This window comes from Flectobacillus longus, from assembly GCF_030056705.1.
Classification (GTDB): Bacteria; Bacteroidota; Bacteroidia; order Cytophagales; family Spirosomataceae; genus Flectobacillus; species Flectobacillus longus.
Genome location: NZ_JASHIC010000013.1, coordinates 167254 through 188041, shown reverse-complemented (window position 1 = coordinate 188041; position 20788 = coordinate 167254). Strand labels below are relative to the sequence as shown.

Genomic DNA, 20788 nt, shown 5'->3' with positions numbered 1-20788 from the left:
ACAGTCAATGATGAATCTTTCCTGAACCTTCCAACAGATGAAATCCAAATAAGATATAAAGTTCGTATATCGCTAGGCGGATACCTGCTACTTAAACTTTGCTTCCTATATCATTATGAAAAATATCTTATTGCTTGTGATGGCTATTTCTTTGTTGGGCGGAATGGTCGTATTATCTTACTTTTTTACACCCTTGGCTTGGGGTGCAGGACTTCTCTGGCTTTGTCTTACGTTACTTTGGCTTTGGAGTTTACGCATCAAAGACTCTAGCATTATCGATTCATTTTGGGGAATGGGTTTTGTGATTTTGGCATGGCTCTGGTACGGACTTTTATCCGATTCCAATCCTCGGGCGCTAGTGTTATGCGTATTAGTCTCGATTTGGGGAATACGATTGTCGACACATATAGCAGTCCGTAATCATGGAAAAGGAGAGGACTATCGCTATCAAGCTTTCCGTGAAGCCCATGGGGATAAGTATTGGTGGAGATCATATTTTAGGGTATATCTACTACAAGGCGTATTGCTTTGGTTAATTTCTTTACCGCTATTTTTTACCCAACAAACACCCTTTACAGGCTGGACATGGGCCGATGCCTTGGGTGGTATCATCTGGTTGGCAGGTTTTGTATTCGAAGCCCTTGGCGACTGGCAATTAGCGCAATTCAAAGCTAACCCACAAAACAAAGGCAAAGTATTTGATAGTGGTTTGTGGCAATACACACGCCATCCCAATTATTTTGGCGATGCCGTATTATGGTGGGGATATTTCTGTTTTACTATTGCAGCAGGAGCAAGCTGGACGGTCTTAAGCCCTCTATTAATGACTTTTCTCTTGATGAAAGTTTCAGGCGTAGCCCTACTCGAAGAAAGACTCGTAGAAACCAAACCCCAATACCTAGACTACATGAGTCAAACTCCAGCATTTTTTCCTAAGTTTTGGAGATAGAGTTGTGTAGTATAATCAGGAATGAAAAATAGATGAGGTTTATTAATGATAGTACACTCTTTGAGAAAGATATAGTTTGCAGGGTGAGACATAAAGGACTAAACAAAATGATGAATACTGAAAGAAGTTGTTAATTTTGTATATCACATAAAATGAAATAGTATGTTTCTTAAAAATATAAAGTTTTGCCGTTTTAAAGGGCAAAAATACGAGTGGTCAATGGAAGGGAAATCTGATGGACAACCAGTTTCCTTTCAAAAAATCAACCTCATTGTAGGGAAAAATGCAACAGGTAAAAGTAAAACTATTAATGTTATAAGGCAACTATCTGATTTATTGTCAGGAGATGTAAAGTTATCTCAATTAATGTATAATACTTCTAGTTACGATTTATTGTTTGACGATAATGGAAAGGAAGTTTCCTACGTTTTAGAATTTGAAGAAGGTAAAGTAAAACAAGAGGTACTTCAAATAAATGGAGTTTCTAAGCTACAACGAAATAGCCAGACAGGTACAATGTTTTATGAAAAGGCTAATACTGATTTAGAGTTTCAAATGGAAGAGGATAAACTGGCTGTTTCGCGAGTAGATAATATACAGCAGCCATTTTTTGAGCCTTTGCAAAACTGGGGAAAATCACTTAATCACTATCGTTTTGGTGGACAACTTGGTAAAAACTCGTTACTCCGTGATAAAAATGCGATTAAAGAGGATAAAGAAGTAGACCTGAAAGATAGCGATGATGTGACTGAAATTTTCATAAAAGGTGAAAACCAATTTGGGGAAGAATTTATAAAGAGGATTATTGATGATATGAGTAAAATCGCTTACCATATCAGTACAATAAGTGTTGATATATTAAAATTCTTTCCCCTTCCTGCTTTTGGTATTGGGGTAAAAGAATCTGACATTGAAGACATAACAGACCAAAAGGAAATGTCGCAAGGTATGTTTAGAGCGTTGTCTCTACTTGTTCAACTCAACTTTTCTTTGTTAAGTAAAACTCCAAGTTGCATTTTAATAGACGATATTGGAGAGGGTTTAGATTATGAAAGGTCTAAAACCCTTATTGACTTGATTATAGAAAAAGTTAAAGGGTCATCTGTTCAGGTGATTATGACTACTAATGATAGGTTTGTAATGAATAATATCCCATTAGAGTATTGGTCAGTCATTCATCGTGTACCTAAAAAATCTTTGTTTTACAACTATCAAAATTCAAAAGATATTTTTGATGATTTTAAGTATTCGGGACTGAGTAATTTTGACTTTTTGAGAACAGAATTTTATACTATAGGTTTTGAGAGTGAAGAAAATATAGCAGAAAAATGAAAAAAATTGCTTTTTTTGTAGAAGGACAAACAGAGCAGTTTTTCCTAAATAAACTTTTGATAGAAATTGCAGGAGCTAAAAATGTTAATATCCTGTTAAAAAAATTTAAAGGAAGAGGTAGACCAACAGAAGATATAGTTCCCAAGAGTCTTGCTCAAGGCACTATAGAAGTTCAGCATACAATTTTGATATATGATTGTGGTGGAGATGAAAGTGTAAAAACAAGAATTCTGGAAGAATATTCAGGGTTAACAACTGACGGTTACACTGAGATAGTAGGCTTTAGAGATCTATATCCTCTTCCCATTTCTGGTTTACCAAAATTAACACAAAGATTGAAAAATGGTTTAACCATAAATGGGAGAATAGTAGAAGAGCCCTTGCCTAACAATACGAGTATTATCATTGCAGTTCGTGAAATAGAAGATTGGTTTTTAGCAGAGTATAATCATTATACTCGTATTCATGCAACACTTATCCTTGATGCAACGCAAATAACAGGTTTGGGCTTTAATCCTTGTGTTGATGACCTAACACTACGTAATACTTCTGCCGCCGATGATTTAAGAAGTGTGTATCAATTAGCTGGCACAACTTATAATAAAAGTAAAAATAGAGTAGAAAGAACTGTTGAATGTTTAGATTATGCAAACCTCTATCTTGAAATTAGAAATAGAATGGCTAAACTAAATGAGTTAATTACTAAGATAGACAACTTCTTAACTTGAACATAAGTGTGTATATTTTACTCTTATTTCTACTTCAGTCTACACAAACCAAATGTACAAACCCCTCCAACAAATACTATGGAATCAGTTTGGTGCAAGCATTGATATGCTCATCAATGTTGTGTCAAGCTGTCCTGATGATTTTTTTACTACTCATAGACGTTTTTACTATATTGCTTTTCATAGTGCCATATTTCTGGATTACTATTCAACTATTCCTCCGAGTGATTTTTTTCCTATGCTTTCTTTTACTCAAAAGGAAGAACAAGATAGACCAGAAGAGTCAATCGGGGATTTTATCCCTGACAGAGATTACAGTAAACAAGAAATCGTAAAATACCTTGAACATAGCAGAGAGAAGTGCAAACAGCTTGTGGAAGGTTTGACAGAGGAAAAATTACAGGAGAGATTCAAAGAAGGCGACGAGCCTGAGGATATGGATTATCCGATGTTGGAAATCATACTCTATAATCTCCGACATACCCAGCACCATACTGCACAACTCAATATGCTTTTACGCCAACATCTTGATATACATACAGAATGGTCTTTTAGAGTAGGGGATATTCATAAAGATTGAGTAAAGTCTAGCATCCATTTCTCAACATTCAAAATGGAAACCTAAATGTGAGGAACACAAATATCGATTCCGATTAACTTATAATTATCAATGGAAGAAAAAATCAAGAAATATTTAGCCGATTTAGAGAAAGATAAAGGAATTGAGATATTGTTAGCCTGTGAGACGGGCTCGAGAGCTTGGGGATTTCCTTCTCCAGATAGCGACTATGATGTTCGAATCATTTATAAACATCCAAAAGACTGGTATTTGAGTCTCGTGGAGGAAAAAGATAGTATTGAATACTTTTTTGAAAATAACGACATCGATATTAGTGGTTGGGATTTAAGAAAAAGCCTGCGCTTATTGTGGAAGTCTAATCCTCCTTTGTTAGAAAGAATTCAATCACCAATTATTTATCAAGTTGACCAAGATTTTCTCAATGAAATTAATGTAGTTGCTCAAAAGACTTATTCTCGAATCGCCACTATTCATCATTATTTGAGTATGGCAAAGAAGTCATTTGAAGAAATTAACAATGTGGAGGCCTATAAACTCAAGAAATTTTTTTATGCCCTTCGAGCTTCTATTACTTGCTTATGGGTTTTAGAGAAAGAAGAGATTCCTCCGATTGAATTTGAAAAAACGCTCGAAGGCTTGACTCTTCCACAATCTCTCAAGGTTAGAATTAGTGAACTGATAACGTTAAAATCTACCATTAGTGAATCCTACCTCCATCATGGAGAAAATGAGTTGATAGCTTTTATGCAAAATTGTATCCAAAGAGCTGATAGTGAATCTCAGGGTTTACCTTCTGCTAAAGGGAGTATGTTTGAATTAAATGAGTTTTTCAGAAAACAATTGAGAAATCTATGACAATTGAGGATTTAAGAAATAAGGGTTTGATTATTCTAGAATGTATCAGTGGCAGTAGGGCGTATGGACTCGATACTCCAACATCTGATACTGATATAAAAGGAGTATTTATTTTGCCCAAAGAGGATTTTTATGGCTTAACCTATATACCTCAAATAAATAATGAATCGAATGACGTTGTATTTTATGAGTTTGGTAGATTCATGGAATTACTATCAGTCAACAATCCTAACATCCTTGAACTACTCAATACCCCTACTTCTGAAGTTATCTATAGGCACCCCTTTCTGAGTGACATTAAGTCAGAAAGGATTCTATCTAAGCTTTGTAGTAATACCTTTGGTAGATTCGCTTTATCTCAAATAAAAAAGGCAAAAGGGCTCAATAAGAAAATTGTGAATCCTGTTGCAAAAGAGCGCAAAAGCATTTTATCCTTTTGTTTTGTAAATCATGAACAAGGGGCTATTCCACTGGAAAAAATTTTGACCTTAAAGGGTTGGAAACAAGAGTATTGTGGTCTCGTAAACATTCAACACATGAAAGATATATACGGGCTATATTACTCAGAAAACCAAAAGTTCAATGGGATTATCCGAAATTCAGACTCTGAGGATGTATGTTTAAGCTCAATTCCAAAGTCTTCTAAACAAGAGGTATTGCTATTTTTCAATCGTGATGGATATTCAACCTATTGTAAAGAATATCGAGAATATTGGGATTGGGTAGAAAAGCGAAATGAAGAACGATATGCGGCTACTCAAAGTCATGGGAAAAATTATGATGCAAAAAATATGATGCATGTATTCAGACTTTTAGAAATGGCAATTGAAATAGGGAAAGAGAATCAAATTAATGTTAAAAGACCTAATCGTGAATTTTTGCTAGATATCAAAGCAGGAAAATTTGAATATGAAGATTTGCTCAAGATGGCTCAAGAAAAACAGCAAGAAATGGAGCTAGCCTTCGAGGAGTCGTCCTTACCCAATACGCCAGACCTAGTCGAAATAAACAGATTGACCTATTTAATCAGAGATAAATTTTATCAAAACCTTCTAATATGAAACTAATTTTATAAACCCACAACCTAATGAATCAATTGCTTTTTGTTCTCATCATAAGCTTTTTTACAGATTTGAGTAAACCTATTGCTTTTAAGTCAGAACGAAACTTTAGCCCTGATACACTGAAATGGTATGACCACGCTCGAAAACGAGAAATCCCTATTGCTATTTACCAATCCAAAACTGTTAAGAAAACTCCTAAGCAAAGACTGGTAATTTTTAGTCATGGTTATGGACAAAACAGAGGAGGAGATTACCTGATGTATTCTTACTTGACAGAGTTCTTGGCTTCAAAAGGATTCTTTGTCGTTAGCATTCAGCACGAGCTTGCTACAGATAGTTTGATACCCTCGACAGGTAAGCCTCAAATCGTGCGACGACCTTTTTGGGAACGTGGTGCCGACAATATTCTATTTGTGATTCATCAACTTCGAAAGACGCATCCTGAACTAGATTATCATCAAATTACCTTGATTGGGCATTCTAATGGGGGAGATATGACGGCTTTGTTCCCGCAAAAATATCCTAATATAGTGCATAAGATTATAACCTTAGACAATAGAAGAATGGCATTGCCAAGAACGGCTAAACCCCAAGTATATTCTCTACGGTCGAGCGACCAACCAGCAGACGAAGGCGTTTTGCCGACGGAAGAAGAAAGAAAAAAGATTGGCGCTAGAATAATCACCTTAGCCAATACCAAACATAATGATATGGATGATGATGCCACAGATGAGCAACGCAAAGAGATTCAAAACTATTTACTATCGTTTTTAAATGACTGAAAGTAATTTGTATGGCTATGAATAGAACCTCATAGAGAAGAGTAATCAGCGATTTTCTATGGGGTTAATTCAGCCAATTTACTTCATCATAAATATATTTTTTGTTGTATCAACAGACATATTCCGTATAATAGTTTTCCAATATTTGATAGGATAATTATCAGTTTTTAAACCCTGTTGTTCTATATTTGGATTATGTAAAATGCACTGTATTTTAAGATTATAAAAAATTTAATCAACACTTATCAAAACTTAAACACAATACCTATGAGAAACCTATTATTAATCATCCTCTCTTCTTTTTTTGTGGCTTGTAGCACTATCGATGATGTACCGCTTTGTTATAATATTTCAGCCAATGTAGACTTTTCGGTAATTAATGCCCAAAATGAGGATTTACTAAATCCATCCAATCCCAACCGTTTGCCAGTCTCAGGCATTAAAATCTTCTTCGTTGTCAATGGGAAAAGCCAAGAAGTAAGTAATCCAATGGCAGATAATCCTTCAGGATTTAGAATTTATAAACGTGATGATGAAGCTAGATATAGAATTGACGTTAGTCTCAATCATGCAGAAACGGTAGAAAAGCCAATCACCTATATTCAATGGAGTAATGCTGATATAGATACTCTAGAGGCTTCCTTTGAGAGAAACCCATGTGGCATAAATCAGCAAGTGATTTGGCTCAATGGCAAAAAAGTTTGGGAAGCTCGCAGCAGCACCTCAAGTCCCTATTTTGTGAAACAGATGTAAGTAGGTGGCAAAATTAAACCAATTTTACCTGCTTTAAGCTTTATGTCATAGGTTAAAAGTTAAAAAGTGCTTCTTATGAAATAATGGAGACATTTAGCATAATGCCTATGGCTTATAGCTCAAAGCGTAGTAATTCAATCTTATCTTACATTATTGCTTGATTCTAAATTAATGCTTAGGTTGCTTTTAAAATGAAAAACGAACATAACTGTATCAATAAAAACGACTTACTGGAACGAACCAAGCAAGATATTGCGCAATTTGGGCTTCAGGTAATATCGGTTACCTCAACCGACTATTCGCCTTCTTTTTCTTACAGTATTGGCTTGACTCAAACGTACCAACATCCAGAAATTATTTGTTTTGGATTGTCTAGCAGTTTAGGTCATGAAATAATCAATGACATAGCGTCTATGATTAAAAATGGAACAATATTCGAAGACGGAAAGATTTATACAGACATTTTTCAAGACAGTAAAGCTACTTTTTTAACTGTTGACCAAAGTAATTTGGAATACTACTTTGGTGCAGGGCTAAACTACTATCAAGGTGAGACGTTTACTGCTTTAGAGCTTATTTGGACTGACCGAAACGACTTATTCCCTTGGGAGGAAAATTTTGAAGAGGAGTTTTTGTACAAACAGCCTTTACTCGACAGAAACGTAGAATTCAAATTTAATGAACCTCACAATTTGAGCATTTTTACGACTCGTCAGTGGCTCGAAGAACATAAGCCGATTTTAAGGGTGGTACATGATCATGATGGAGATTGGCAGTTTTTGACAGGTGACCAAATGCCCGAAGACATACGAGTGGTATCTCTTTCTGAGATAGTCCGCAGTGACCAGACCTTAAATGAGATTTTTGACCTAGAATACGGCGAAGAAGCCGAAAGAGCATCCGTTGGTGAAGAATGGGAAAGAAATTCACTTGAAGAATATGAGGAGGAATAGAGGATTATAAGTCATTAGTGTTGATTGAGATGAGTGCGATATAGATGTGATTATTAAGTTTGACTTAAAAGCAAAGTAATGGCTGAGATAACCTTGACAGGAAATTGTAAAACTACTATAACAATGGATGGAATTACATATATCGAAAACTTTGTAAATAATCCTAGCGAGTTGTATGATAAATTAGTCACAACTGTCAAATGGGATGAGCGTATGGCTGCTCGAAAAACGGCAAGTTTTGGGAAAGCCTATAATTATTCACAAATTGAATATCCTTATCAAGCGTTTTTGCCTGAACTATCTGAAATCTTAACCCAATTAGCGCCAATTATCGGCTTTATCCCCAATAATTGCTTACTCAATTATTATGTAGATGGAAAATCAAAAATGGGATATCATTCAGATCAAACGGATATATTGGAACCCAGTACAGGCATTGCTATCGTTTCGATGGGAGAAGCTCGAGTTCTAAAATTCAGAAATTTTGAATTTCCTGACCAATTTCTCAACTATGAATTGACTTCAGGAAGTTTGGTATATATGACTCAAGAGATACAAAAATATTGGCAACATTCTATTCCAAAATCAGATACCGAGAATGGCAGGATAAGCTTAACTTTCAGACAAATACGATAAAAGTAAAGACAGAGAGAGGTGAATTAGCTTTATAAGAATGTAACAAGTCAACAATGATGTTTTCTCTTTTAAAGTCTGTGTGTAATAGTTTAATTTCTAGAAAATGCTTCAATCAGCACAAATACCAACGCATATTTCAGCCTACAAAAGACAAATGGTGGCAGAGTACGAAAAACTACATCCAGAAATCCAAAAACGTTTTGATTTTTCTACCTCCAATAACATCGCATTTATTGGGAGAGGAGTCATGGAGCGTATTTGGAATGGAAATAAACTTGCCGTTTTTGTATTAAAACTCTTATCCAAAAGCAATATTCTTTTTCCTAGAACGGGTCAAAATATCTCTTACGAAATACATAATTATCCCTACATTGATGATTTTGGAAGAGAAGTACATTCAATGAATAGAGTGTTTTATTTTACAGATGAAGAGCAGCGTTTCGATGGAACTGCTACCTATAGCGAGTCCAAACAGCAAATAGTAGAGTATTTGGGACTCGACCACCGTATGATTTTTGAAATGGGACTAAAGGCTGAAAATGGAGCAATCAGATTTACTTCTGGCAGACAGTTTGCTTTTCTGGGAAAATTGAAAATTCCAGTCCCGAGTCTGATAAGAGGAGATATAGAGCTTTTGGAATGGTATGATGATGAAAAGCAAAAATTCTATTTAGATTTGAAGGTAACAAGTAAATTATTAGGTCCTCTTTTTGGCTTTACAGGGTGGTTTGATGCTGAATACTTGGTATTTAAAGAACCTACAATACCTCAAAAAATTAAACCGATTAGAAAGGAAAATCGAGAATAAGCAACACTTTATTTAGTAGATAAACACAACTACCTTCTACTCCTATTTTCAAAACTCATGATTCTGGTTTAGATTTAGGGAAAATTCACACTATCAACAAATTGTGGTGTTTTTCACCCTCACTTACTTCAAAACTATCATGAGAAAAATTGTCCTATTACTGGCAATACTGCTTGGTATTGCTCCTGCCTTTTCCCAAGAAGTTCCTAAAATTTTACCGCTGAAAGAACGTGCTGTATTACAAGATGAATTGCTTGATGAACGTTTCAAAAGCGTATTGCCTAATCTGATGCGCAAAAATGGAATCGATATGTGGGTCATCATTGCTAGAGAATACAACGAAGACCCAGTTATCAAAACAATGTTGCCATCCACTTGGCTCAATGCTCGTCGCCGAACAATTTTAGTTATTTATGACAAAGGCGAATCACAAGGTCTTGAGGCTTTGGCTGTGGCTCGTTACAATGTGGGTACCATCTTTAAATCGGCTTGGCAACCCGAAAAAGAAGCAAATCAGTGGAAACGCCTTATTCAAATCATCGAAGAAAGAAAGCCTAAGAAAATTGCATTGGACGTGTCTGAGCAATATGCACATGCCGATGGTTTGAGCCATTCGGAGCATGAAGCTTTGATGAGCAATATGCCTGCTGAATACAAAAATAAAGTCACTTCTGCCGAACGCCTCTGTGTAGGCTGGCTCGAAACTCGTACGCCACGTGAAATTGCGTTGTATGAGATGTTAGACAGAATCACTCATCAAATCATAGCAGAGGCATTTTCTGAAAAAGTTATTATCCCTGGCGTTACTACCACCGACGATGTGGTGTGGTACTTGCGTGAGCGAGTGGCAGACTTGAAGCTTGATACATGGTTTCACCCAACGGTAGACATTCAACGCCCCGACCCAGACAAAGTCAACTGGCCGTATGACCGTCGCCCCGACGTGGAGGTGATTATGCCGGGTGATTTATTGCATTGTGATTTTGGGATTACGTATTTGCGTCTTAATACCGATGTTCAAGAAATGGCGTATGTGTTGCGTCCAGACGAAAAACAAGTACCCGATTATTTGAATAAAGCGTTTTCAGCTGGCAATAGACTACAGGATATCATGACTGGCTTTTTTAAGGTGGGAATGACAGGGAACCAAATCTTGGCATTATCCTTACGCAAAGCCGAACAAGATGGTGTGGTTGCTCAGATTTATTCGCACCCAGTAGGGTATCATGGACATGCTGCTGGCCCTGCCATTGGTATGTGGGACATGCAGGGAGGTGTGCCTGGAACTGGCGAATATTCAATTAATGAGAATACAGCCTATGCAATAGAGCTAAACGCCAAAGTGAAAATTCCTGAATGGGGTAATAAAGAAGTGCGTGTTATGCTGGAAGAACAAGGATTGTTTATCAATGGAAAAGTACATTATATCGACGGTCGCCAGAAAACTTTATTGACAATACCGAGGAGGCAAAAATTAGAGCATTTAGGTCAATAATATACATAAAATAGGGCTTGAAAATCATTGTTTAAGCCCTGTTTTATGAGAAAAAAAGAATCTTATTAAAAGGAGTCTGAAAGCTATTGTTTTTTTGGTGTTTTATTTTGTGCAAATAATAGCTTTATTCTTCGTTAAAAATAATAAAAATTCTTGTTTGTAAAATTTTGACTGCCTAAGAATGCTTGTGTTTTCGGAAAAACTCTGTAAATTACTTTTGATTCCGAGCGTCACTAAATACTCTAAGCATGAGCTAATGTTTTTAAGATTAATACTGTTAACCGCCCTTATTATCCCGTACATAACTTTTTCGCAACAAAGAAAACTTGATAGCTTACTTGGGTTGTGGAAAAAGGATTCGGTTCGCATAAAACAACAACCAGACTCAAATGCTGTCAAATTATTGAATCTGATTGCTTATGAGTATATGCAAATAGCTTCTGCTAAAACGATTACCATATCGAATGAAGCCTTTAAAATAGCCGAGCAAGTCAAATTTGATAAAGGGCAAACCACTGCTCTTGCCAATATTGCAAGGTATTATTATGTAAAGGGAGACTATGAGCTTTCTCTGAAATACCTTTTGCGTTCAGCCGCTATTAGCGAATACATTCATGATTTGGATGGCAAGGCAGGCATGACCAATCTTTTAGGACTTATTTATCTTGCTCAACAAAAATATAAGCTTGCTAAAAAGGAGTTATACACGGCTGTTTGGCTTAATCAAAAGCTCAATAATCCTAAGAGACTGGCATCCAATTATTTCAATTTAGCGCTTGCAAGTATAGAACTCAATCAACCTGATAGTGTATATTATTACTTTCAGTTGTCAAAAAAAATTAGTCAAAAAATACATGATGAGCACCTCATCGCAATGAATAATAATCGTTTAGGAGATTTTTACTTGCTACGCAAAAGATTACAAGAGGCTATCTTTTATTATTCGTCAGTAATCCAAAATACCAAGTATCAGAATGATTGGGAAAATAGTTTTGCCTATACAGGACTGGCAAAATGTTATTACCAGAAAAAAGACTATATCAATGCTATTTCTTATGCTCAGAAAGGCTTGGATTTGGCCCAGAAAACCAATACTAAATGGGATATTGCTCAGGCTTTAAAAATACTCCATGAGTCTTATCGTGCGGCAGGACGATATGCAGAAGCATATAAATATCTTGACCTTGAAAACAAATACAGTGATAGTCTCTCGAACGAACAAACAGAGAAAGAGCTGACCCAACTATCGCTAAAACGTAAGCAGGCCGAAAATGATGCTCTACTGCGCAAAAATCAAGTGGTATTACAAAAAGAAGCTAATAGCCAAATGCTGATTATGCTTATTGGCTCTATTTCGGCTTCGTTGTCGATAATTTTGGTGCTTAATGTGCGAAATGCTCGCAAAAAAGAGCGTCTATATGATGACTTACAAGAAAAATCTGAGCAAATTTTGGCACAAAATAAATTGATTGAAAAACAAAACAAGGAGTTATTGCTTTCTAACCAAACTAAAAATAAGCTCTTTTCGATTGTTGGACATGATTTACGTTCGCCTTTTGCTACAATATTAGCAAGTTTTAGAATGTTTAAAACAGGCTATTTGGGTGAGGCTGAAAAAGAGATGATTCTTGACAAAATCTATGAACAAGTGAGTGCTACTTCCGAAATGTTAGAACATTTGCTCAATTGGGCAAATAGCCAAAAGGAAGGACTTACAACTCAAAAGCAAGAGATGTGCCTGACACAAAAAATTGAGCAAATTAAAGACGTTTTTATCAATACTGCCGAAAATAAAAACATCGAGCTTGTACACTTATATAACGAGCCTGTTTTTGTTCATGCCGACCCAGACCAAATACATATCCTTTTTCAAAACCTGATAGCCAATGCTATCAAATTTACCAAAGCAGAAGGTACCGTGGCTATTACATATCAACAAAGCCCAACAGCTATTTTAGTTTCGGTAAAAGATGATGGTATTGGTATGTCGTCAGAAAAACTCTCACAACTTTTTGCCCAATCAGGCAAAGGAATATCTACTTATGGTACAAACTATGAAAAAGGCTTGGGCTTAGGATTGTCCTTGGTCAAACAGTTTGCCGATCTCAATAGTGCCAGTATCTCGGTAAAAAGCGAAGAAAATAACGGTTCTGAATTTATTGTATCTTTTCCAAAACAGGATTTAACATAAGCATGAGGGTTTTGAGTAAAACAAAAGTGAATAGGTCTTTGTATAAGCAAAACCTGAAATCTATTTAGAATTACGAATGGCTGATTCTGAGGATTATAGCTTTATTCAAACACGATAATCTATGCAAATGTTTTCTTCTCTATTACCTGAAAAAATATTTTTAGGCTTTTTACTACTATGTTTTGTCTTACCAACTTGGGGGCAAAATACACGAACCCAATACAGTTTTAACCCTTCTTGGAAACTTTTTGTAGGCGATGCTAAAGGAGCAGAAATGCCTGATTTCAACGATACAGATTGGAAAGCCGTCACACTGCCACACGCTTGGAATGAAGATGCTGCCTTTAGGGTTTCTATTGATCAGCACCCTACTGGAATTGCTTGGTATCGCAAACATTTTGTTTTACCCAAAAACACACAAGGAAAAAAAATCTTTATCGAATTTGAGGGCGTTCGCCAAGCTGGCAAGGTGTATCTCAATGGTCAGTATATGGGTATCCATGAAAATGGAGTTATGGCTTTTGGTTTTGATATAAGCCAGTGGGTCAAATACGACAGCGAAAATGTGATTGCTGTCCGTACTGATAATGCTTGGGATTATCGAGAAAAAGCTACAAACTCTCGTTATCAATGGAGCGACAAAAATTTTAATGCAAACTACGGAGGTTTGTCCAAAAATGTCTGGTTACATGTTACCGACAAATTGTATCAGACCTTGCCTCTATATTCTTTTTTACAAACTTCTGGAACCTATGTTTATGCTAAAAACTTCGACATCAAAGGTAAAAAGGCCACGGTGGTAGTAGAATCAGAAGTGAAAAACGAATTTTCTGAACCTAAAACAGTTTCATTAGAAGTTGAGATAAAGGATTTAGACGGAAAAATCGTAAAAACTTTTACAGGAAATTCCCAGACTCTTCAACCTACTGAAACAAAAACTTTGTCTGCAAATACACCATTAAGCGACCTACACTTTTGGAGTTGGGGCTACGGGTATTTGTACACCGTAACAAGTCGTTTGAAAGTAAATGGGAAAATCGTAGATGAACTACCAACCCAAACGGGTTTTAGAAAAGTCGAGTACAATAATGGTATGGTATATCTCAACGACCGAGTACTCATGATGAAAGGATACGCCCAACGGACTAGCAACGAATGGCCTGCCTTGGGCTTGTCGGTTCCACCTTGGTTGAGCGACTACAGCAATGGCTTGATGGTGGAAAGTAACGCCAATTTGGTAAGATGGATGCACATTACACCTTGGAAACAGGATATAGAATCCTGCGATAGAGTTGGCTTGATTCAGGCAATGCCAGCAGGTGATGCCGAAAAAGATGTAGAAGGCACACGCTGGACACAACGTACTCAGGTGATGCGCGATGCCATTATTTATAATCGTAATGCACCGAGTATCTTCTTCTATGAATGTGGTAACGAATCTATTTCCGAGAATCATATTGCAGAAATGAAAGCCTTGAAAACGCAATACGACCCATTTGGAGGGCGTGCCATAGGATCGAGAGAAATGCTAGATAGTAAAATTTCAGAATATGGAGGCGAAATGTTGTATATCAACAAAAGTGCCCATATTCCGATGTGGTCGATGGAATATTCTCGTGACGAAGGATTACGAAAATATTGGGACGAATTTACACCTCCTTTTCATAAAGATGGTGATGGTCCTTTGTATAAGGGCGCTTCAGCGCGTGAATACAACCGTAACCAAGATACCCACGCAATTGAAGACGTAATGCGCTGGTATGACTACTGGCGAGAAAGACCTGGCACAGGCAAAAGAGTGAGTTCGGGTGGCGTGAATATCATTTTTTCAGATTCAAATACCCATTTTAGAGGTGCCGAAAATTATCGTAGAAGTGGCGAAGTAGATGCACTACGAGTGGAGAAAGATGGTTTTTATGAATGTGGGATGGTTGGGTCGATACTGAGAAATTTCGAGTACATATTATTGGTCACTGGAATTACCAGACTGGCACTGTCAAAGACATAAATGTAGTGGCATCGGGCGAAAAAACAGAGCTGTTTGTCAACGGTAAATCACAAGGCTTTGGCGCTCGTAGCAGTAACTTTTTATTTACTTTCAAGAATATTACTTGGCAAGTTGGAAGCATCAAAGCTGTGACTTACGATGCTAAAGGCAAAGTTTTGGCACAAGACGAAATCAAAACTGCTGGCGAGCCTGTAGCACTCCGTTTGACAGCACGTAGCAATCCGACGGGTTTTCGTGCTGATGGCGCAGATGTAATTCTGGCTCAGGTAGAGGTCGTAGACAAAGACGGAAATCGCTGTCCAACGGCTTTAAATATGATTCATTTTACTTTGACAGGCGAAGCCGAATGGCGTGGGGGAATTGCTCAAGGTCCAGATAACTACATTTTAGCCAAAAGTCTACCTGTAGAATGTGGTGTCAATCGGGTATTGATTCGCTCGACAACAAAAGCAGGAAAAGTAAACCTTATAGCCAATGCCGAAGGATTAAAAAGCGCTGAGTTGAATTTTGAAACGACTCCCGTAAAAATCAATGCAGGGTTGAATGAACAATGGCCTTCGGGTGGATTAAAGCCATCATTGACAAGAGGCGAAACACCACAGAGTCCTTCTTTTGTAGCTACTCGGAAGTCTCTTGAGATAGCAGATATTGTAGCTGGTGCCAATCAAGAAAAAGCCCAAGCAAGTATCGATGATAACGAATTGAGCGATTGGATAAATGATGGGAAAATCAATACTGCTTGGATTAAATATACACTCAAAAAAACAGCAACACTCGATGAGGTAAATATTAAACTTAATAACTTCCGTACCAAAGTGTATCCACTTCGTATTTTGGTTGATGACAAAATCGTATTTGAGGGAAATACCGAAAAATCATTAGGCTATTTCAAAGCGCTTTGCAAGCCAACCAGAGGAAAAGTAATTACGATTCAATTAATGAATGAAAATTCTGGAAAAGACGATTCACAAAGCGGTGTAGAAATGGGCGGTAAAAAACTCGATGATGGTATTGCCAGAAACGATGCCAACACCAAAGGCAATTTGAGTATTATCGAAGTAGAGTTTATCGAAAAAGTTAAATAGCAATAGGGTTGTACGAAGGATTTCTCTGATTGTGGAGTTGGGTAAATTGAGCTAGTTTAAATCTAATCTCAAAAATCCAAACTCTGCAATCAGAAATCCGATATAACAATTAAATCCTTCGTACATCATTTATTACTTTCATTTTAGTTCTTTTTCCAACCATGGCAATTGCACCTGTAAAAAGCTTCGTTTTTCTTCAAAAAACACCTTCCATTCCATTTTTTCAAAGATTTGTATAGCCGTAAAAAGAACATTCAGCGCTTTTGTGTCATATTCGGGATTGCTGAAATAAACAAAAGTTTCATTCAAAAACGTTTGACAAGAAACTCGGTCTTCTGCTTCCCAATATGTCTGCCAACGCTCGACTTCGAGTAAGTGTTGAAGGGCTGATTTAAGCTGTTTTTCAATTGGTAGAAAATCTTCGAAATACTTTATGATTTCCTGAAATGGTGTATTCACATGAGTAAACTGTAAGGCACCATATATTTTTTGCACCAACTCATAATTTTGTTCATGTAGTTGTTGAGTCTCAAGAAGCAATAATAATTCAGTTTCATATTGTTGTCCTTGTCCTTTAGCTGTAGCATGTTGAAAACTGAGAGCTGAAACCATTTGTTCATGTTCAAACAATGCTTTTGTACCCGTTTCCATTGCATCTTGAAGTTGTTCGAGAAGGTTATTTATCTCCGTTTGTGGCACTCTTTTATTATCATATTCAATAAAATCTGGTAGCTCAGGTAAGATAATGAGTTGTTGAAGTTTGGTGATATCGTTGTTCAGAATTGTTATTTCTTCTAATTTTTCGAATATCTCAGGTGAAAATAGGCTTTCTTGATCAATATTGGCATTTTTTAGAGATTCTTCAATAGGAGCAGGGTGACGCCAATCAAAATATCCTTTGTACTCAGGCGCATAACTATTATGTTTTTTTTCTTCCTGTATTATTTCCACAAATTGCTCATAACTCACTATCTCAGTAATCCTATCATATTGTACCATAGCAAACAATTGTTCAGTTTGGTGTTGTAAAATACTTTGAGAGTTTTGCAGTAAATTTATGGCTAAATCTTTGTGTGTTTGTTGTATAGAAATATTGAGTTTTTGGAGATGTTGTACTCTTTCAGTCATGCTTGGATGAGTAGCCCATTGGTCTTCAATAATGAGTTTAGACTGGATGATTTTGTCAAATTTTTCTAAGGTAACTTGTGGTAAATCACGATTTAGTGGTACATCATTGATTTCGGCAATGGACTTCATTATCCAACTTTGTTGAGGGTAAATGTTGTTGGTAATCTTAGCTTTACTAATATTTTTTTCATAAAAATTCAAAACAGTATAGTAGGCACTATTTGCTAAGTCAATTCTGAGAAGTGCATTCGCCAAAGCCTCAGACCCAGCTACGTGTGCAGCAATGGCATCGGCATGAAACTCCATTTCTCTCGAAAGTTTGAGATAATTAACATTGATAAGTTTGTAGAAAAACTGAAGAACTTTCTGGATACCAATGATAATATAAATTGCCACACGTACCCCCAATTTAATAAACCAATGGATGTTTGCCCATTGATCTAATAAACTTCCAAAGGCGTCATTTTGAAACAAAAGATTATGAATCACTTGGTTGGTATAATACACATAGCTACCAATTTTCATGGATTTTTGAGAAAAATGTCCAAACTCATGAGCAAGTACAGCTTTTAATTCGTCTTGTGTCAGACTGTTCATCAGTCCTAAGCCTATTTGGAGGTTTTTTTTGATAGGTAAAAACATACTTAAAAAGCTAGAATCATAAAAAACAGACGCATTGACCTCTGCTGTGAGATATACCTTTTTAGGAAAACTTGTTCCAACTTTTTGAACAATTTCATCTAGTAGGGCAAATAACTGAGGTTGTTCATTTTTAGTAATTTCTGTATATCTGTCTAAATTAGTAGTGTTTCGGATAAAGATAAATTTTATAAGAAAAATCAAAACTACTACACCAATACTCATCAGTCCTATACCTATGAATGCCCCCCAAATGTGAATTCGAGAAACCATAAGAATCATACAACTCAAACCAGCGACACCAAGAATTGCAGTAAGTCCGAGTGCAAGTATCAACAATAAAATGTAAATGCCAATAAATACAATTATTGAAATAGTTGCTGCAATAGCGGCATCTTTAAAGGTTTTTGAAGGAGGAGCAATAATTGTAGACATATTATAAAAGCATTGAGTTGAAACTAGATTTAGAGAGAGTAAATAAGATGGAGACTAGTACAAACTTATAATAATAACCAATAGATAGATACTCTAAAAGTTTAATTTTTTGATGAAATGTATTTTTAATTCTTGAAAATGTCTAAAGAAGTATAGAAAATAAGCAAAAATATTTTTGTCACATAATCTTAAATACCTCTTAATCAAAAACACTAAATATTTCTGGGAAAATTGTTGCTGAAGTTTTTTATTTTCTCTAAAATTGAAAGAATAAACTAACTTTTCATACAAAATGAATTATTTTTCTGCACTTAGATTTAAAGCTTTTTTTATTGCTTTAATCTTTAGCATCAATGGCCTTATAGCCCAAAAATCCCCCATTAAGTTTGGTGATGTACCAATCACAGATCTCGAAACTAAAGTATATTCTATCGACTCGTCGGCCTCTGCTGTAATTCTTTGTGATTATGCGACCTTAACTTATGTCTACTATCCCTCAGGTCTAAAAACCATGTTTACACATCATCGTCGAGTCAAAATTTTGAAGAAATCTGGCTATGACTGGGCTACTTTCGAAACCATCACACGAGGAGGAACTCAAGAATCTATTTTAGGTGTCAAGGGGGCAACTTACCGTTTGGTTGGAGGTAAAGTACAGGTTGATAAATTGGAAAAAGCCGCCATTTTTGAGAATAAATCTGATAAAAACTTTACGTCCCATAAGTTTACATTACCCAATGTACAGGAGGGAAGTGTGATTGAGTTTACGTATCAAATACAATCCAACTATGATACAGAGATTCCCACATGGCGTTTTCAACATTCAATACCTACACTTTGGAGCGAGTATTGGGTAAATGCACCTAATTTCTATGTGTTTAGATTACATACACAGGGATATGAGCCTTTCGCCATTTCCAAACAAGAGAAGTCAAGCCTAATGCTTGAAGGATCTAGTTATGAAAGTACTGAATATCATTTAGCTGTAAAAAATGCTCCCGCTATCAAAGAAGAGCCTTACACTACTACCATCGAGGATTTTACTGCTAAAATTCAGTTCGAAATTGCTGCGTATGTGCCACCAAATGGCATTAGTAAAAACTTTTCATTGACTTGGGAAAATCTTGATGAAGCCTTATTGGGGTATGACTCCTTTGGCAAATTAGCTAAACCTGATGGTGCTGTCAGAGACATTGTACCTTATCTCAAAAACACGGGATCCGATACCTTAGCACATTTAAACAAGGTACTCGATTACGTTCAAAAAACAGTACTCTGGAACGGAGATGCTAGTATGTATGGGTCAAATACTCGTAAAAAATTATTGGAAAGCAAGCTAGGGAATTCAGCAGACTTAAATCTTCTGTTAGTTGCTATTTTGAAAGAACTTAAATACGAAGCACAACCTCTGATTTTAAGTACTCGTAATCATGGTATGGTAAATGAATCGCAAGTGTTGGAAAAACGCTTCAACTATGTGGTAGCTGGCGTTTTGATGCCTAATCAACAATGGCTGTTATTGGATGCCACCGAACCGATGTGTAAAGCTGGTAGCGTACCATTTCGTTGTCTTAATCAACAAGGACGAATTGTGGCTTCGGGTACTGGAGAATGGATTGAAATTACTCCAAAAGAAAAATACACCTTTGCTCAAAGTGTACTTGTTAACATAAAAGCCAACGGTGATGCTGAGATAAAAGGAGATTTACTTTTCCAAGGATATGCAGCTATGAGCATGCGAAAAGTCTATCAAAAGGAAGGTGATAAAGCTTTAAGTGAATATTTGAAAAAGGAATATCCCAACCTTCAAATCAAATCCTTCAAAGTGACAGGTCAGAGCAAATATGAAGAAGCTTTTGCTATTTCTATTGATGCTGAAGTGTCAGAAGCTGTCAATATCGTTGGCGAGCGTATGTATATCAAACCAAGTTTTGGCTTAATCGATACCGAAAATCCTTTTCATAATAAAGACCGCAAGTTTCCTGTCAACTTTGGGTATCTGCAAGATGACCTATCTACCATTATGATTAATCTTCCTGACGGCTATGTGGTAGAAGAATTGCCGAAATCAGTAAAAGCCTTGACTCCTGATAAAATGGTAAATTATACTTATCAGCTATTTGCCAATGGAAATCAGGTTGCTTTTATGAATAAGCTATTTGTCAAAAAGAACTATTTTTATGCTGAAGAATATCATGATTTAAGACAAGTATTTGATTTTGTAGAACAACGTAACCTCCAACAGATTGTGTTGAAAAAGAAGTAATAAAGGCAACGACCCAATAATTCGAAAACGTCATTGCTACTATTTTAAGGTCGTCTTTTCTCTTGAAAAGACGACCAATTTTGCTATTAGAAAGTGGGTCA

17 protein-coding genes are annotated in these 20788 nt (G+C 36.3%); 16 read left to right on the top strand and 1 reads right to left on the bottom strand.

The genetic code is table 11. From position 1 onward, the window contains the following. The first annotated feature begins 115 nt into the window (after positions 1-115). The 15 genes from QM491_RS11365 to QM491_RS11295 all read left to right on the top strand — a co-directional run bounded on the left by QM491_RS11365 (position 116) and on the right by QM491_RS11295 (position 16219). Positions 116-949 (top strand): DUF1295 domain-containing protein, encoded by an 834-nt coding sequence (locus QM491_RS11365; RefSeq protein ID WP_283327612.1) that lies wholly within the window; start codon positions 116-118, stop codon positions 947-949. A gap of 162 nt (positions 950-1111) precedes the next feature. Beyond that, the gene (locus QM491_RS11360; RefSeq protein ID WP_283327611.1) at positions 1112-2281 is read left to right on the top strand and encodes an AAA family ATPase; all 1170 of its coding nucleotides are present in this window, start codon (positions 1112-1114) and stop codon (positions 2279-2281) included. Continuing rightward, positions 2278-3009, top strand: a complete 732-nt coding sequence (locus tag QM491_RS11355; RefSeq protein WP_283327610.1) for a hypothetical protein — start codon at positions 2278-2280, stop codon at positions 3007-3009. Before QM491_RS11360 ends, QM491_RS11355 begins: the two co-directional genes overlap by 4 nt. Positions 3010-3061: 52 nt before the next feature. Beyond that, a complete protein-coding gene (locus QM491_RS11350; RefSeq protein WP_283327609.1) occupies positions 3062-3589 on the top strand; it encodes a DinB family protein in 528 nt (175 codons plus the stop codon). 90 nt (positions 3590-3679) lie between these two features. Further along, entirely contained in the window at positions 3680-4444 is a 765-nt protein-coding gene (locus tag QM491_RS11345; protein ID WP_283327608.1) for a nucleotidyltransferase domain-containing protein, read from the top strand. Further along, on the top strand, positions 4441-5505 hold the full coding sequence (locus tag QM491_RS11340) for a DNA polymerase beta superfamily protein (protein WP_283327607.1): 1065 nt from the start codon (positions 4441-4443) through the stop codon (positions 5503-5505). Before QM491_RS11345 ends, QM491_RS11340 begins: the two co-directional genes overlap by 4 nt. 26 nt (positions 5506-5531) lie before the next feature. After that, on the top strand, positions 5532-6290 hold the full coding sequence (locus QM491_RS11335) for an alpha/beta hydrolase family protein (protein WP_283327606.1): 759 nt from the start codon (positions 5532-5534) through the stop codon (positions 6288-6290). A gap of 267 nt (positions 6291-6557) precedes the next feature. Beyond that, positions 6558-7043: a hypothetical protein gene (locus tag QM491_RS11330; RefSeq protein ID WP_283327605.1), complete on the top strand. Its 486-nt coding sequence runs from the start codon at positions 6558-6560 to the stop codon at positions 7041-7043. A gap of 191 nt (positions 7044-7234) precedes the next feature. Continuing rightward, positions 7235-7996 carry a DUF4262 domain-containing protein gene (locus QM491_RS11325; RefSeq protein WP_283327604.1) on the top strand — a complete coding sequence of 254 codons (762 nt, stop codon included), beginning with the start codon at positions 7235-7237 and terminating at the stop codon, positions 7994-7996. A 123-nt stretch (positions 7997-8119) separates the two neighbouring features. After that, positions 8120-8632 (top strand): alpha-ketoglutarate-dependent dioxygenase AlkB, encoded by a 513-nt coding sequence (locus tag QM491_RS11320; RefSeq protein ID WP_283327603.1) that lies wholly within the window; start codon positions 8120-8122, stop codon positions 8630-8632. A gap of 103 nt (positions 8633-8735) precedes the next feature. Further along, complete coding sequence (locus QM491_RS11315) at positions 8736-9440, top strand: DUF4166 domain-containing protein (protein ID WP_283327602.1); 705 nt, start codon at positions 8736-8738, stop codon at positions 9438-9440. A 139-nt stretch (positions 9441-9579) separates the two neighbouring features. Continuing rightward, entirely contained in the window at positions 9580-10935 is a 1356-nt protein-coding gene (locus QM491_RS11310; protein ID WP_283327601.1) for a M24 family metallopeptidase, read from the top strand. A 256-nt stretch (positions 10936-11191) separates the two neighbouring features. Continuing rightward, positions 11192-13126: a tetratricopeptide repeat-containing sensor histidine kinase gene (locus QM491_RS11305; RefSeq protein WP_283327600.1), complete on the top strand. Its 1935-nt coding sequence runs from the start codon at positions 11192-11194 to the stop codon at positions 13124-13126. A 121-nt stretch (positions 13127-13247) separates the two neighbouring features. Then, on the top strand, positions 13248-15134 hold the full coding sequence (locus tag QM491_RS11300; protein ID WP_283327599.1) for a glycoside hydrolase family 2 protein: 1887 nt from the start codon (positions 13248-13250) through the stop codon (positions 15132-15134). Beyond that, positions 15047-16219 carry a DUF4982 domain-containing protein gene (locus QM491_RS11295; protein WP_283327598.1) on the top strand — a complete coding sequence of 391 codons (1173 nt, stop codon included), beginning with the start codon at positions 15047-15049 and terminating at the stop codon, positions 16217-16219. The genes QM491_RS11300 and QM491_RS11295 overlap by 88 nt, the downstream gene beginning before the upstream one ends. 138 nt (positions 16220-16357) lie before the next feature. On the opposite strand, the gene QM491_RS11290 is transcribed toward QM491_RS11295, so the two are convergent. Continuing rightward, positions 16358-18421, bottom strand: coding sequence for a M48 family metallopeptidase (locus tag QM491_RS11290; protein ID WP_283327597.1), 2064 nt, complete (start codon positions 18419-18421; stop codon positions 16358-16360). A 292-nt stretch (positions 18422-18713) separates the two neighbouring features. Between QM491_RS11290 and QM491_RS11285 the strand changes: the two genes are divergently transcribed. After that, a complete protein-coding gene (locus tag QM491_RS11285) occupies positions 18714-20687 on the top strand; it encodes a DUF3858 domain-containing protein (protein ID WP_283327596.1) in 1974 nt (657 codons plus the stop codon). Positions 20688-20788: the final 101 nt, after the last annotated feature.